At 57.5% G+C, this 13,705-nt stretch carries 20 protein-coding genes; 5 read left to right on the top strand and 15 right to left on the bottom strand.

The genetic code is table 11. The annotated features are described in order from the left end of the window. Positions 1-30 precede the first annotated feature (30 nt). From nirJ to ACP4CD_RS21090, 13 genes are all read right to left on the bottom strand, one after another. The gene (gene nirJ / locus ACP4CD_RS21150; protein WP_426992488.1) at positions 31-1,185 is read right to left on the bottom strand and encodes a heme d1 biosynthesis radical SAM protein NirJ; all 1,155 of its coding nucleotides are present in this window, start codon (positions 1,183-1,185) and stop codon (positions 31-33) included. Further along, positions 1,178-1,699 (bottom strand): Lrp/AsnC family transcriptional regulator, encoded by a 522-nt coding sequence (locus ACP4CD_RS21145; protein ID WP_426992487.1) that lies wholly within the window; start codon positions 1,697-1,699, stop codon positions 1,178-1,180. The genes nirJ and ACP4CD_RS21145 overlap by 8 nt, the downstream gene beginning before the upstream one ends. Before the next feature lie 2 nt (positions 1,700-1,701). Beyond that, entirely contained in the window at positions 1,702-1,968 is a 267-nt protein-coding gene (locus ACP4CD_RS21140) for a hypothetical protein (RefSeq protein ID WP_426992486.1), read from the bottom strand. Continuing rightward, on the bottom strand, positions 1,965-2,174 hold the full coding sequence (locus ACP4CD_RS21135; protein ID WP_064031144.1) for a ribbon-helix-helix protein, CopG family: 210 nt from the start codon (positions 2,172-2,174) through the stop codon (positions 1,965-1,967). The genes ACP4CD_RS21140 and ACP4CD_RS21135 overlap by 4 nt, the downstream gene beginning before the upstream one ends. A 112-nt stretch (positions 2,175-2,286) precedes the next feature. Next, complete coding sequence (locus ACP4CD_RS21130) at positions 2,287-2,730, bottom strand: Lrp/AsnC family transcriptional regulator (protein WP_426992485.1); 444 nt, start codon at positions 2,728-2,730, stop codon at positions 2,287-2,289. A 2-nt stretch (positions 2,731-2,732) separates the two neighbouring features. Further along, a complete protein-coding gene (locus ACP4CD_RS21125) occupies positions 2,733-3,299 on the bottom strand; it encodes an AsnC family transcriptional regulator (protein ID WP_426992484.1) in 567 nt (188 codons plus the stop codon). Next, complete coding sequence (locus tag ACP4CD_RS21120) at positions 3,292-3,747, bottom strand: Lrp/AsnC family transcriptional regulator (RefSeq protein ID WP_168033161.1); 456 nt, start codon at positions 3,745-3,747, stop codon at positions 3,292-3,294. Before ACP4CD_RS21120 ends, ACP4CD_RS21125 begins: the two co-directional genes overlap by 8 nt. A gap of 3 nt (positions 3,748-3,750) precedes the next feature. Beyond that, on the bottom strand, positions 3,751-4,923 hold the full coding sequence (locus ACP4CD_RS21115) for a cytochrome D1 domain-containing protein (RefSeq protein WP_426992482.1): 1,173 nt from the start codon (positions 4,921-4,923) through the stop codon (positions 3,751-3,753). 15 nt (positions 4,924-4,938) lie between these two features. After that, positions 4,939-5,544 carry a Uma2 family endonuclease gene (locus ACP4CD_RS21110; protein ID WP_426992480.1) on the bottom strand — a complete coding sequence of 202 codons (606 nt, stop codon included), beginning with the start codon at positions 5,542-5,544 and terminating at the stop codon, positions 4,939-4,941. 51 nt (positions 5,545-5,595) lie between these two features. Further along, complete coding sequence (locus tag ACP4CD_RS21105) at positions 5,596-5,994, bottom strand: DUF3465 domain-containing protein (protein ID WP_281021345.1); 399 nt, start codon at positions 5,992-5,994, stop codon at positions 5,596-5,598. Then, on the bottom strand, positions 5,991-6,311 hold the full coding sequence (locus ACP4CD_RS21100) for a c-type cytochrome (protein WP_281021346.1): 321 nt from the start codon (positions 6,309-6,311) through the stop codon (positions 5,991-5,993). Before ACP4CD_RS21100 ends, ACP4CD_RS21105 begins: the two co-directional genes overlap by 4 nt. Beyond that, positions 6,308-6,616: a c-type cytochrome gene (locus ACP4CD_RS21095; protein ID WP_064031137.1), complete on the bottom strand. Its 309-nt coding sequence runs from the start codon at positions 6,614-6,616 to the stop codon at positions 6,308-6,310. The genes ACP4CD_RS21100 and ACP4CD_RS21095 overlap by 4 nt, the downstream gene beginning before the upstream one ends. Further along, the gene (locus tag ACP4CD_RS21090; RefSeq protein WP_426992477.1) at positions 6,613-8,196 is read right to left on the bottom strand and encodes a cytochrome D1 domain-containing protein; all 1,584 of its coding nucleotides are present in this window, start codon (positions 8,194-8,196) and stop codon (positions 6,613-6,615) included. The genes ACP4CD_RS21095 and ACP4CD_RS21090 overlap by 4 nt, the downstream gene beginning before the upstream one ends. Before the next feature lie 211 nt (positions 8,197-8,407). Here ACP4CD_RS21090 and ACP4CD_RS21085 point away from each other — a divergent pair, with 211 nt between their 5' ends. The 5 genes from ACP4CD_RS21085 to ACP4CD_RS21065 all read left to right on the top strand — a co-directional run bounded on the left by ACP4CD_RS21085 (position 8,408) and on the right by ACP4CD_RS21065 (position 11,313). Beyond that, positions 8,408-8,971 (top strand): MarR family winged helix-turn-helix transcriptional regulator, encoded by a 564-nt coding sequence (locus tag ACP4CD_RS21085; protein ID WP_064031135.1) that lies wholly within the window; start codon positions 8,408-8,410, stop codon positions 8,969-8,971. A 27-nt stretch (positions 8,972-8,998) separates the two neighbouring features. Further along, the gene (pdxA, locus tag ACP4CD_RS21080) at positions 8,999-9,991 is read left to right on the top strand and encodes a 4-hydroxythreonine-4-phosphate dehydrogenase PdxA (protein WP_071156040.1); all 993 of its coding nucleotides are present in this window, start codon (positions 8,999-9,001) and stop codon (positions 9,989-9,991) included. A 139-nt stretch (positions 9,992-10,130) separates the two neighbouring features. Further along, positions 10,131-10,289 (top strand): hypothetical protein, encoded by a 159-nt coding sequence (locus ACP4CD_RS21075; RefSeq protein WP_168033175.1) that lies wholly within the window; start codon positions 10,131-10,133, stop codon positions 10,287-10,289. A gap of 209 nt (positions 10,290-10,498) precedes the next feature. After that, positions 10,499-10,780: a DUF5710 domain-containing protein gene (locus ACP4CD_RS21070; protein WP_426992475.1), complete on the top strand. Its 282-nt coding sequence runs from the start codon at positions 10,499-10,501 to the stop codon at positions 10,778-10,780. Next, positions 10,777-11,313, top strand: coding sequence for a YgjV family protein (locus tag ACP4CD_RS21065; RefSeq protein ID WP_426992473.1), 537 nt, complete (start codon positions 10,777-10,779; stop codon positions 11,311-11,313). Before ACP4CD_RS21070 ends, ACP4CD_RS21065 begins: the two co-directional genes overlap by 4 nt. A 261-nt stretch (positions 11,314-11,574) precedes the next feature. Here the strand turns inward: ACP4CD_RS21065 and nifS are convergent, their stop codons facing one another. After that, positions 11,575-12,789 (bottom strand): cysteine desulfurase NifS, encoded by a 1,215-nt coding sequence (nifS, locus tag ACP4CD_RS21060; protein WP_064031131.1) that lies wholly within the window; start codon positions 12,787-12,789, stop codon positions 11,575-11,577. Beyond that, positions 12,782-13,696, bottom strand: a complete 915-nt coding sequence (gene nifU / locus ACP4CD_RS21055; RefSeq protein WP_064031130.1) for a Fe-S cluster assembly protein NifU — start codon at positions 13,694-13,696, stop codon at positions 12,782-12,784. Before nifU ends, nifS begins: the two co-directional genes overlap by 8 nt. Between the last annotated feature and the right edge of the window lie 9 nt (positions 13,697-13,705).

The raw sequence follows: 13,705 nt of genomic DNA, 5'->3' as shown, positions 1-13,705 counted from the left end.
GGTTGCTCCCGAAGTGCGGAGTGTTCCGCATCAGCCGTTTACGGCCGCTCTATCCAGCTGATTCGAGGGGCCGGCAATTTCCACGTCGCTTAGATAGCAGCCGGGGTCCTCGGCCCAGCAATCGCCGGTCAATTGCTGGGCGCGGACCCGTGTGTTGCCGTTGCAGATGGCTTGGTAGTCACAGGTACCGCAACGGCCTTGTAGCGGCCGAGGCGAGGCTTTCAATCCGGCCATCAGCGGATCGGACAGATCTTGCCAGATCTCGGAAAACGGCCGCTGCCGGACGTTGCCGAGCCCGTAGTGCCACCAAAAGGTATCCGGATGGACATTACCTAAGTTGTCGATATTAGCCACGTTGACGCCGGAAGCGTTGCCGCCCCATTGCCGCAGTTTGGCCTGGATATGGCCGGCGCGCTCCGGGAAGCGGCGTGCGACCCAATGCAGAAAATACACCGCGTCGGCATCGTTGTTGCCGGTAACCACTTCGCGGTGCAGGCCTTGCGCCTCCCAGCTCAACGACTTTTCGAACAGCGCATCCATGATCCGGCGCGTCAGTTGAAACTCGGCGTCGTCCTTGCGGTTTTTGTTACCGCGCCCGCCGTAATTCAGATGCGACAGATAAAATTTGTCGATGTCTTCGTCATCCATTAATTGCAGCAGGGCTTCGAAATCGTGGGCATTGTCCTGGGTTAACGTAAACCGAATACCGGCCTTGATGCCGTGCTCACGGCACAGGCGAATGCCGGCCAACGAAGCGTCGAACGAGCCTTGCTTCCGGCGAAATTTATCGTGGGCCTCGCGCATGCCGTCCAGACTGACGCCGATATATTGGTAGTCGATCGCGGCAATCAGGGCAATGTTGGACTGGTCGATCAAGGTCCCGTTGCTGGACAAGGCGACGTAAAAGCCCATGTCGCGGGCCCGCCGCGAAATCGCGAAAATATCCGGGTGCAGCAGCGGCTCGCCGCCGGACAGGATCAATACCGGCACCTTGAACGCCTTCAAGTCGTCCATCACCGCGTAAATTTCCGGCGTGGCCAGTTCGCCGGGGAAATCGATGTCGGCCGACGTGGTGTAACAATGCTTGCAGGTCAGATTGCAGCGGCGGATCAGATTCCAGATCACCACCGGACCCGGCGGCTTACGCGCAGGTGCTAACGGCGTCGGCGCCAACACTTCACGCATGAATTGACTCAATCTGAACATCGCTTAGCCGCCAATCCGCAAGCCGGTTTTTTAAAATTTTGGTGCTGTACAACACCTCGTGGGCGCGGGCATGTTCGCCCAGGCGTTCGGCGATCATCGCCACCTGCCGCTCGGCATCCTGCTCGGTTTTCGCGTGTACCATCGCGAACAGGTTATAAGGCCAATCCGGCAAATGCCGGGGGCGCCGATAACAATGGCTGACAAACGGCAGCTTCGCTAGCTGTTGTCCAAGCGCGTCGACTAGACGATCCTCGACGTCCCACACCGTCATGCCGTTATAGCGGTAGCCCAGCTTGTAGTGATTGGGCACCGCCGCGATGCGGCGAATCACGCCGGTCTGTTGCATTTCGGCCAGGCACAACATCACGGTGCGCGCGGACAATCCCAGTTGTTCGGCAACGGCTTGGTAAGGCTCGGCCACTAATGGCAAGCCGGATTGGGTAGCCTGGATGATTTGGCGATCGATAGGATCGAGCGAGCTAGGACGGGGCATGGTCATTTGCGGATCAGATAACCGATCAAGCCGCCGGTGGCCGCGGAAAGAATCGACATCGCCCATTTCTTTTCCTCGGCACTGGCTGAAGCGGACAGCAACGTGGAGTAGCACAAGGTAGCAATCGTGATCACAAAGCCCAGCGCCACCAAAAACAGGGCCAAATCCTTGAACAATCTTACCCGCCGCTCGCCGTCGGTTTCTTCCCGATTGACCGAAACGCTGAAAGTATGGTTGGGCGGCGGCTGGTTGAGATCGATATGGTTCATAAACCAATGATTTCGGTTTCCAATTTTTGGGTGGTCGGCTCGACCAAGCCCAGCTTCAGCCCACGCCGGCGACCATCCTGCGCGGCCAAGTACAAGGTCATGGCCTTGCGCATGATCTCGCTTTTGTTGGTCTCATTTTCCTGGGCCACGCGATCCAGCTCGCGGTTGAGATCGTCCGACAACACGACATTAAAACGTACGGACATGGCAGACTCCTATTTAATAAATGATGTGTATTTTATACACTCATTCCACACACCAAACAACGTTACCCATGACTCGGATATTCGTATTTCGAGACTTCGAGACTCGGCCACGCTAAGCCTCCAACTGCAAACCCACGAAATATTCGTTGATCTTCGGCATGTTGTAGACGACAAGACCGGTGCGGCGCTCGATTTCGGCGATCACGTCCGCCACTTGCTCGGGTTGTTCGGTGGCCAGCACGAACCACATGTTCAAGACATGGTTGCGGGCGTAATTGTGGGCGACTTCCGGGAAGGCGTTAACGATGTCGGCGACTTCGTCGAAACGCGCTTCCGGCACTTTCAGCGCCGCCAAGCTTAACGCGCCGCCCATTTGCTCGGCGTGATACATCGGTCCGAACCGCGATAACACGCCGTCGGCCAACAAGGCTTGCAAACGGCTCAGTAAATCCGCTTCCGCGATGCCCAATTCGTCCGCGACCCGCCGGTACGGCGCCGCGCAAATCGGAAAACCTTGCTGCAGGCGGTTGACGATGGCTTTGTCGGTGGCGTCCATGTTCAAGCCATTTGCAGGTCGAAGCTCAACGTGGCCGCGGCCGCTTCGGCTCGGCCCTCGCCTGCCAAAACCGGGCTTTCCCGATGAGCGGCGTGGCGGGCGTACAAGGCTCCGCGTTGCTTGAAGCACTGCCGGCTAAACAGCACCTCGAAGGCGTACTCGTCCAAGCCGCAGACATTGCGCAACGCCGCCCACTGCGCCAACACCACGTCGCGGCTCTTGCCGTGAATCATGCAATACAGGTTATACGGCCAGACCTCGCCTTGCCGTGGCCGTTGATAGCAAAGATTGACGCAGGCCTGCCGGCTGACCAAGCCGCCAATCTCGGCAACCCGCTGGTCGGGCACGTTCATCACGATCATTGCATTGGCGCGATAGCCCAACTGCCGGTGTTTGACGACGACGCCCCAGCGCTTGATCAGACCCTGCTGTTTCAGTCTGGCCAAGCGGCTGAGCACTTCGTTTTCGCTCAAGCCCAAGCGCTCGGCAATCAGCGCATACGGCCGGGCGGCAATCGGCAGGCCCGCCTGCACGGCGGCAATCAAACGGTAATCGACGGCATCAATCATGCAAATTCAACTCGAAGCCCAGGTTGATGAAGTAATCGGCCAGCATCGGCAGTACCATGGCCGGATAGCCGGCTTGCGCTTCGATAGCGGCAATCACCGCGTTAAGATGGTTTTCGTCATCGGCGATCAGCACAAACCACAGATTGAAGCGATTCTCGCGCTCGTAGTTGTGATTGACCTCCGGATACGCACTGACCAATGCGGCGACGCGGGCCAGATCGGCGCCCGGAACAGCCATCGCCACCAACGCACTGCTGCCTATACTGTTTGGCGCGATCACCGGGCCGATACGGCTGATCATTTGCTGCCCGGCCAACTGTTCGAAGGCCTGCAACACTTGGTCCTCGCTGACGCCAAGCTGCTCGGCGATGTCGCGATAGGGTGTCGGGCTCAACGGAAAATCCTGTTGGTAATCGTTGAGCAGACGTTGCTGCAAGGGGGTCAACATGCGCTACCAGCCTATCCGATTCGCGCGGTCCGAGAAGAAAATGCCGCTGGGCTTTTGCGCCGGCAGACGGGCGGTTTCGGCGAAGGTTTCGGTGTCGTAGACCATCACCCGGTCCTCGTCGCGCACCGCCAGCCACACCGCTTCGCCACGCGGGCTGAATTCCATGTGCAACACCGCCTTGCCCGGTTGCAGGGTTTTGACGATATTGAAATCCTTGACGTCGATGACTTGCACGGTCTGATTATCCGGAAAGGCAAAATTCACCCAAATCTGCCGGCCGTCGGGCCGGCCGCTGACGAACACCGGCTGGCCGGCCACCGGAATCCGCTTGACCAATTCCCAGTCCTTTTTATCAATAACCAAGACTTCATGCGCACCGATTGCCGGCACGAACAGCCAATCGCCAGCCATGGTCCAGCCTTCCAGATGCGGCATTTTATAAACCGGCAATTGCTCGTCGTCCTTGCCGTAATCTTCGAGGATATGCTCGACGCCATTTTCCGGCTGCCACAAGTCCAGCAAGGCCAAGCCTTTTTCGCCGAACAGGCCGGCGGCATAGAAATGGCCGTCCGGACTCAGTAAGGCATCGTAGGGTTGTTTGCCGATGTCTTTAAACTTTTTGACCACGGGTTGGCGAGGATTTTTGGCGTCGATCAGCCAGATTTCGTTGGCTTCGAACAAACTGCAGACGAAACGTTGTCCGGGCGCATCGACCAAGCCGACCACCTTGGACAACTTACCGTCGTCGCCGTAGACGGCCGGAATATCGGCCAGCGGCTCCAGCGTATCGGCATCGAATAATTTCACGCCGCCCGGCGTGTAATTGGATGCGGCGATGACCTTACCGTCCTGCGAAATCGCGCCGCCTATGCTGTTGCCGGCTTGCACGATGCGCTTGGCTATCTGGTCTTGCAGCAAATCCAGCTTGGTCAATCCGCCGTCGCGACCGAACACGTAGGCGTAACGCTGGTCGCGCGAAAACACCACCGAAGCATGCGACAAGTCGCCCAGGCCTTCGATGCGACTCAGCGTCGCCGGCTTGCTGGTGCTGACGATTTGCACCGTACCGGCCTCGCGCTCGATGACTACACCCAGATCGCCGGTGGCGCGCAAATCGGCGCTAGCGGACAGGGTGTAAAAAGCGAAAGCGCCAGCCAAAGCAATGAGTCGTTTCATGAAAAACCGTAAAAATTATTCGGCAAATACTTCCTGCAAATCGATCGTACAATCCGGAAATAGATGTGGTGTAGCACTGTCCTCCCCGGAGAACATGTTCAGCAAACGGTATTGATCCAGTTCTTCGTCGAGCACGAACTGATGCACCGCCTGTTCGAACGGGTAAACGATCCAGTATTCCTTGACGCCGCTTTCCCGATACAGCTCGAATTTAGTCTGCATTTCCTTCTTGGAATTACCCTTAGACAAAATCTCGATGATCCAGTCCGGCGCTCCCAGACAGCCGCGCGGGTCGAGTTTTTCGACATCGCAAATCACACACAAGTCGGGTTGAACAACGGTATAAATATCCTGGTTGGCGGCTACCGATTTACGGCGGTCGTATAGACGCACGTCGAACGGGGCGGCAAATGCCCGGCAAGGTTTCTTCCGAAAATACTCGAAAAGCAAACCATTCAACTGCCAGGAAACTCGTTGATGATCCAGACTCGGCGCCGGACTCATCAGGCTGATCTTGCCTTTAATCAGCTCTATGGTTTCGTTCAGGCTCCAGCTCAGGTAATCGGCATAGGAATAATGACCATTCGGGTCCAGTTGCGAGAGTTCGGTAATCGTGGTCATGACTGTTCCTCTGAAATCGAAAAGCAAGGTCCGATTGTAAATGGCGAGGTCTTATTGATAAACCCTGCCGCCATGCTTCAACCATCCAGCTGCGTGCCGCCCACCCGGATCGCGATGGGTCCAGTGCAAGGTGCCGCCTTTATCGCTCCACTCGTATTCGCCGGCAAAAGCCAGCTTGTCGCCAACCTTGAGGCCTTCGATTTTCGGCGCCAGGTCAATGTTATGCGCCACCAACAGGGTTTGTCCGGACTCCAGGCGAATGATGAAACGCTGATGACGGCTGCCTCGATTGTCGTCGGCCAGCAGCTTGATCACCATGCCTTCGCCTTCGATTTGCAGGTCGCTACGCTGTTGGCGGTAAGCCTGTTCGATTTGCGCGTTGTCCGCCCAAGCCAAGGGATGGACGGCGAGAAATAGCGCGCAGCCCAGAATCAGCGCATTGCGTGTCATGGCAGCCAACCTTGCCTCAATCGCGCGATCAACCAACGGCTTTCATTGATGCTCAAAAACGGCTGCCAAGGCGGCATAGCCGTACCGGCTCGACCTTTCTGGATCGCATCCAGCAATAATTCGTCGCTCTTGCCGGCCAATGCGTCCGGCATCAACGACGGTCCCAAGCCGCCTTTCGGCGGCAGGCCGTGGCAGGAACCGCAGTCGTGCTTGAGCATGTTTAACAATTCCTGCTGGCGAGCCGGATTGGGTTGGTCCGCCTGCGCGGCAACGCCGACGCCCCAAGCCAGACAGCAAGCCGCCGCACGCGCTATCAAGGCTTGACGCTACCGTAATACGCGGCGATGTCGTTGATCTCGCTATCGGTCAACGAGCCGGCGATCGCATTCATGATGTCCGATTTCCGGGTTTTGTCGCGGTATTGCTTAATCGCGGTTTTCAAATACTCGGGATCGCGGCCGCCTAGCGGCGGAAACGGTGCATCGGCGCTCGGCATCCGAATGCCGTGGCATTGCGCGCAAACCGCGCCGGCCTTGTTTTGGCCGACGTACAAACTGGTGGCCTGTCCGGGACCGGCCGCGATTAAGCCGCCGAGCAGGATCAAGGAAATTTTCGCTCTCATTTGCCTTGCTCCATTTCGTCGGGCGACAAGCCGCGGGTCATGTATTTGACCCGGCCTCTGGAGAAAATGCCGGCCGGACTTTCCATCGGAATGCTCGCGACTTTTTGCAGGCTGTTGGAGTCGTAGACCACCACTTCGTCGCCGTTGTAGCCGGCGCTGATGTAGAGGAATTTGCCGTCGGCACTGTATTCCGGGAAGTAGGCGTGACCGCCGACATCCAGGGTTTTGGCGACTTCCAGCGTTTTCTTGTCGATCAACTGCACGGTGCGGGCACGTCTGTCCTTGCTGATGATGTCCACGGCCACGTAAGGCGCGTTGGCGTGAGCCGCCGGCGATTCGGTACCGCCGGAAACCGGTACTTGCTTCACGACTTCCATTTTGTCCAAGTCCCAAACGCTGACCACCATTTTGTCGCAATCGCCGAAGTTGGTGCCGAAGCCCAAGGTACGGCCATCGACCTTGACCGCCGAGCCGCCGCCAACGTGCGGCACGCAACCGGCTTCGAGTTTTTTGATCAATTTGCGTTCTTCCAAATCGATCGCAGCGACGATGCTATCGTCATAGGAAGCGACCATCAACTTCTTGCCGCCGTGGGTCAGGAAGGCGTCGTGCAAGTGACGGCCGACATTTTCGATCCGGGTCACCGGGAAACCTTCTTTCTTGTAATCGACCACCCAAACCTGGCCGGCGTTTTCCAACGCAATCGCGAAGATGTCGGCATACGGCGTGCCGATGATCATGCCGGAGTCGGAAGAAACGTGTTTGCCGTCGGGATCGGTGCCTTCCAGTTCGAAGGTTTTCAGCGGTTCCAGGGTATCGGCATCCAAAATCACGGCGTTATGCGGCACGAAGGAGCCAGCCATGATGTATTTGCCGTCGCGCGATACGCCCATGCCGGGTCCGTTCCAACCGGTTTTAATGCTGCGCACCGCTTTCATTGAATACAGATCGACCTTGAAAATCTCGGCGGTATCGGTTTTGACGTAAGCCCAACGCGGATTGGCCGGGTTGAAGTCGATGATGTGGGCGGCGGTACCTGTCGCGACTTCGCCGACTTTTTGGTGCGTCGTGCTATTGATGAAAATGGCTTTGGAGCCTTCGCCGCGCCCGTATTTACCGCGCGCCGCCACACCGATCAGGTTTTCGAATTTATCATCGATTTGAAAGGTCGGCTTGGCCGGCAACGTGGATTCATCCTTGACGTAGACTCTCAGCGACTTCTTCATGTCGTCGATGGTCCAGGCCGGATTCGCTTGCTTCGGCGTGGCTTGCAAATATTTGATGACGCCGCGGATTTCGTCGTCGCTGAGTTTGCCGTAGAACGGCGGCATCAAGGTATCGAAACTGCCGGCCATCACGATGGTGCGCAATGCGGTCGGACTGCGGCCCTTGAGTGTGGTCGCGTTGATCGCCGGAGCCAAGTAACCGCCCAAATCCGAGCCGTGGCAACTGGCGCAGTTATCTTGAAAAATCTGGTGCATGTCGTCCGATTTTGCGTTCGCCAAACCGGATGACAACAGCGTCGCGACGGTGCCCGCCAATAGGGATAGGTTCAGTTGTCTTTTTCTAGTTGTTTTCATTGAATTTCCTGGTCATCCGCTGGTGAAAAAAGAGTCAACGCGCGGCATTAAACCACAAAAGGTCTGGCCGGACAGCCTTGGGACCCGCGTGGTAAAATAAGCGCTTGTTGACTCCAGGCCGAATGTTATAAATTAATGTTTCGATTCGCTATTAAGTTACCGCTCGATGCACGCTCTTGTCAACCTTCCGCATCCAAACCGAAAGCAACGTATGCAACAGACTGATATTTATGAACTTATCGAGTGCATGACCACGCTGATCCGTTCCGAGGAACGGAAGAAATGCACGGAGTTGGGCTTGCAACCGGTCCATTTTCAAGTTTTAAACTACCTGTCTCGCTGCAACAAATACAGCGACACCCCCGCGGCGGTCGCCAATTATCTGGGAATGACACGCGGCACCGTATCGCAATCGCTGATTATCCTCGAGAAGAAAGGCTATATCGGCAAGACTCAAGACACCCGCGACAAGCGAGTCGTGCATCTGCAATTGCTGGCCGACGGCGCGGACGTGCTGAAACAAGCCAGACCCTCCGACTTGTTTCAAAGCGCCACCCAAATCCTGATCGCCAGCGACGCCCCGCCGTCCGACGCCAACGTGTTTCAGCAAGCGCTGACCGCGCTGCAGAAAGCCAACCAGTCGCAATCGTTCGGCGTCTGTAAAACCTGCCGCAATTTCAGCGAGAAAGACGGCGACTATTTCTGCCTGCTGACCCAGGAAAAACTCAGTAGCGCCGATAGCGAACAAATCTGCCAGGAACATGCACCGCGCTAACCTTGGTGGCCGCAAACGGCGTTCCGCATGACTCCGGCGGTCCGCATCGCGCTGACGCCGGGCGAACCGGCCGGCATCGGTCCAGATTTGTGCGTGCGGCTCGCGCAGTCCGCCCATCCCTGCCAATTGGTAGCCGTCGCCGATCCCGAACTGTTACGACGACGCGCCGATACACTCGGTCAGCCGCTGACAATAGACTTGTTCGACCACCAAGCGGCTTTCGAACCCAGCCAACCCGGCCGCCTCACCGTCTTGCCGGTCGCAATGAAAGCCCCGGCCGACTGCGGCCGACTCGATCGGACCAACAGCGCTTATGTGCTGGAAACGATACGATTGGCAACGCTGGGCTGCCTGGACGGCCGGTTCGCGGCAATGGTCACCGCGCCGGTGCATAAGGGCATCATCAACGATGCCGGCATCGCGTTTAGCGGCCATACCGAATTCATCGCCGACATCACCGGCGGCACCCCGGTGATGATGCTGGCGACCCCCGGATTGCGCGTGGCGCTGGCCACCACACATTTGCCGCTGGCACAGGTCAGCGCGGCAATCACGCCGTCAAGCTTGACCGAGGTTATCCGCTTGCTGGACCGCGACTTGCGCCAACGTTTCGGTATCGCCCAACCTAAAATTCTGGTCTGTGGCCTGAATCCGCATGCCGGGGAAGGCGGTCATCTGGGTCGAGAAGAGATCGAGACCATCGAACCGACCCTCGCCTCGCTACGCGCCGCCGGTTTGAACCTGATCGGCCCGCTGCCGGCCGACACGCTGTTCACCCCCAAATACCTGGACGATGCCGACGCGGTGTTGGCGATGTACCACGATCAAGGCCTGCCGGTGCTGAAATTCAAAGGCTTTGGTCAGGCCGTCAACATTACGCTGGGATTGCCCATCGTCCGGACCTCGGTCGATCACGGCACCGCGCTGGAACTGGCCGGCACCGGGCTGGCCAATCTTGGCAGCCTACAATTCGCGTTGCAGACCGCTCTACAAATGACAGCTAACAAGCAGCCGGTCTAAATCTGCGTCTAGGGGCTTTTTCACAAAGTTCCGGCAAATTTGCTTCCTAAAAAGAAATAAGCCATGTCAAGTTTCACCCATTGTTAATTAATTGCTCAAGCCCTATTGTGTCAGCGTGTTAGATTTTTAGGAGATCGACATGAGTAATTTACAACGCGACATTTTGACGGGCTTGATTTTCGTCACCGGTCTCGTCGGCTTTTTCTCCGGCGAATACATTATTTCCTCGGCGCTGTTCGCGGCCAGCACCTACGCCAGCAATCTCGGCGGGGACGATAGAAAAAACCACTCTAAGTAAACGAGACCGGGGGTCGGGCTTCGTGGCGACTGGATCAAAGCGGTATCAACCCGGCACGTCAGTATCGGCGCAGGCCAGCAACTAAGGCGGAGAAGGTTAGCATTCCGTGCCCACGGAACGGCAAACGCGGCTGGCATGGACTGTCGATCGGAACGGCGATGCACTAAAATGCCGGCGCGGGTAGGTGCCCGCGCAGTCTTTAATTCGAAATGACCGACAGTAAACTCTATCTGAACGTGCCTTACGCGCAAAAGGATGCCGCCAAGGCGCTGGGCGCGCGCTGGGATGCCGCCGCCAAAAAATGGTACGTGCCGGCCGGCAAGGATCCCGCCACCTTCGCGCAGTGGACCAGCGCCGAGCTTGGCGCCTCCCCAGCCAAACCGGCTAAATCATCGCCGCCCAAGTCTTCGAGCGTCAACGCTACCGTCACGCTGCCGACGATCGCCGATTTCGTTCCCTATGACGGCGACGAACCGCCCTGGAATCCATGACCGAACTGGCCGCCCTGTGGGCGGACCCGTCGGTTCAACGCGGCTGGGCTTACTTGGCGGGCGGGATCGGCGTGCTCGTGGAATGGCGGGCCTATTTCGCCCAAAACGGGTTGAAGTTCCGACGCTGGTCCGCCGCCGGGGCGCTGTTGTGGGCCTTGCAGTACGTTTTGCTGGCCGCCTGGACCGCCGCGCTGACCATGGCCTGTACCGCGTTGCGGACAGCACTGTCCGCCAAATGGGACCAAGCGCCGCACAAGCACTGGGCGGCAATCGGCTTCGTCGCATTATTCATCGGGTTGACCGCAATGTCCTGGCAAGGCGAAGTCTCGTTGCTGCCGGCGTTCGCCGTCGTCAACACCACGCTGGCCTTGTTTTATCTGGACAACCGGCGCATGCGCATCGGACTTTTGGCATCCAGTCTAGCCTGGATCGGCAACGACTGGTATTGGCAAGCCTGGCCGGCGCTAATCGCGGAAAGCGTGGCGATGTTGATCAACCTACGCACCCTGAGCCGGCTACCGGTACATCGTTGATCGCGAAAAGGGCTATTTCTACCTTGTCAGATTCTCGGTAGTGCCCGTCATTTCGGCAGGGATTGCCGAAATCCAGACTCCACGGACGGATCGAAGCTTGCCATCCATGGCACTGGATGCCCGCTTCCCGGCGGGCATGACGGCGTTGCTCAAATCTGACAAAGTAGAACTATCGCCTGAAACGCAAAAAACCCCAGCCGCGGCTTTCGCCAACGGCTGGGGTTTCGATTGGCGCCGCGGAACAAGCCGCGCCGGCCGAACTTAGGCGTAAGTCGGTTGAAACGCCTGCTCCGGATTGGCGACCGGGCAATTGTTGACGCTGTCCCAATACGGCGACAGTTTCCGCAAAGTTGCGACAATGTTAGGCATTACCTTCAACACTTCTTCCACGTCGCTCATCGTGTTGTAGCGCGAGAACGAAAAGCGGATCGTGCCGTGAGCGGCGGTGTAAGGAATGTCCATCGCCCGCATCACGTGAGAAGGCTCCAGCGAGCCCGAAGTACAGGCCGAACCGCTCGAAGCCGCGATGCCCGCCTTGTTCAGCAACATCAAAATCGCCTCGCCCTCGATGTATTCGAACGCGATGTCGGTGGTGTTCGGCAAACGGTTTTCCAGGTCGCCGGTCGCGAAACAATGCGGAACCGCCTCGACGATGCCTTTTTCCAAGCGGTCGCGCATCGCCTTGACCTGAACGTTTTCGAACTCCATGTGCTGCATCGCCAACTCGCAAGCCACGCCGAGACCGACAATCGATGCGGTGTTCTCGGTACCGGCCCGCCGACCGCGCTCCTGATGACCGCCGCGCAACAACGGACGGAAACGGGTGCCCCGGCGCAAATACAACACGCCGATACCTTTAGGCGCATGCAGCTTGTGGCCGGACAGGCTGAGCATGTCGATTTTGGTGTCCTGCAACATCATCGGAATCTTGCCGACCGCCTGCACCGCGTCGGTGTGAAACATCACACCGGCCGCGTTAGCCATTTCGGCCATTTTTTCGACCGGGAAAATCGTGCCGGTTTCGTTGTTGGCCCACATCACCGATACGATCGCGACTTGGTCTGACAACAGCTTTTGATAGGCATCCAGATTCAAGCGGCCGCATTTGTCCACCGGCAAGCGGTGTACCGTGTAGCCTTCTTTTTCCAGATTTTCGACCAGATTCAGGATCGCCGGATGCTCGACCGTCGTGGTAATGATTTCCTTGCGGTTTGGCTGGCACTTGATCGCCGACAGAATCGCGGTGGAATCCGACTCGGTACCGCACGAGGTAAAGATAATCTCGGAATCGTGCTCGGCGCCCAACAGTTCCTGAACCTGGCTACGGGCTTTTTTAATGCCCCGCGCCACGCCGTCGGCGAAGCGGTGAATCGACGACGGGTTACCGAACTGTTCGGTGAAATACGGGATCATCGCATCGACGACCACGCTATCCACCTTGGTGGTTGCGTTGTTATCCAGATAAATATCAGGCATGACCCGCCTCCTGGATGCTCACCAGTTTAGGCATTTGCGAAGCCGGCACGACTTTAATGAATTCGCCCATGACTTCCATCAGCCTTTGCTGAATACCGGCGATGGTCATCGCCGACATTTGGCAACCGTTGCAAGCGCCGGTCATGTTGACGTAAGCGGTTTTGTCGACCACTTCCACCAACTCGACGTCGCCGCCGTCGGCCATCAATTGCGGACGGAAGGACATGATCACTTCCTCGATTTTCTTGATGCGTTGCAAATTGGTCATAGGACCTTTTTCGGCGACCACCGGTGCCGGTTTAGCGATTGGCGCTGCGTTCGGATCGAAGGTCTCGCCGCGTTCCTTCAGGACTTTTTCCAGAATCGCTTCGATGTCTTCGTGGCAAGCCGCGCAACCGCCGCCGGCTTTGGTGTAGTTGGTCACGTCTTCAACAGTACGCAGCTTGTTGGCCCACACCATCTCTTCGATCATCACGGCATCGATAGCAAAGCATTTGCAGACCAGCGCGCCTTCTTCGTGATCGTCTTTCCACTCTTCGCCGCGATAGTTGGCGACCGCCGCTTGCAGGGCTTCACGACCCATCACCGAGCAGTGCATTTTTTCCGGCGGCAGGCCGTCCAGCTCGGCGGCGATATCTTGGTTGGTCACTTTCAACGCTTCGTCCAGCGTCAAACCCTTGATGATTTCGGTCAACACCGAAGAAGAGGCAATCGCCGAACCGCAACCGAAGGTTTGGAAACCAGCATCTTCGATGACCTCGGTATCTTCATTGACTTTCAAGGTCAAACGCAACGCGTCGCCGCAACTGATCGAACCGACTTCGCCAATCGCGTTGGCATCGGCAACCGCGCCGGCGTTTTTCGGGTTGAAAAAATGATCTTTAACTTTATCTGAATAATCCCACATGACTTTAAC

The organism is Methylomonas stagni, from assembly GCF_050154735.1.
Taxonomy (GTDB): Bacteria; Pseudomonadota; Gammaproteobacteria; order Methylococcales; family Methylomonadaceae; genus Methylomonas; species Methylomonas koyamae_A.
The sequence above is the reverse complement of the archived record's forward strand: the minus strand, read 5'-3'. Positions and strand labels throughout refer to the sequence as shown.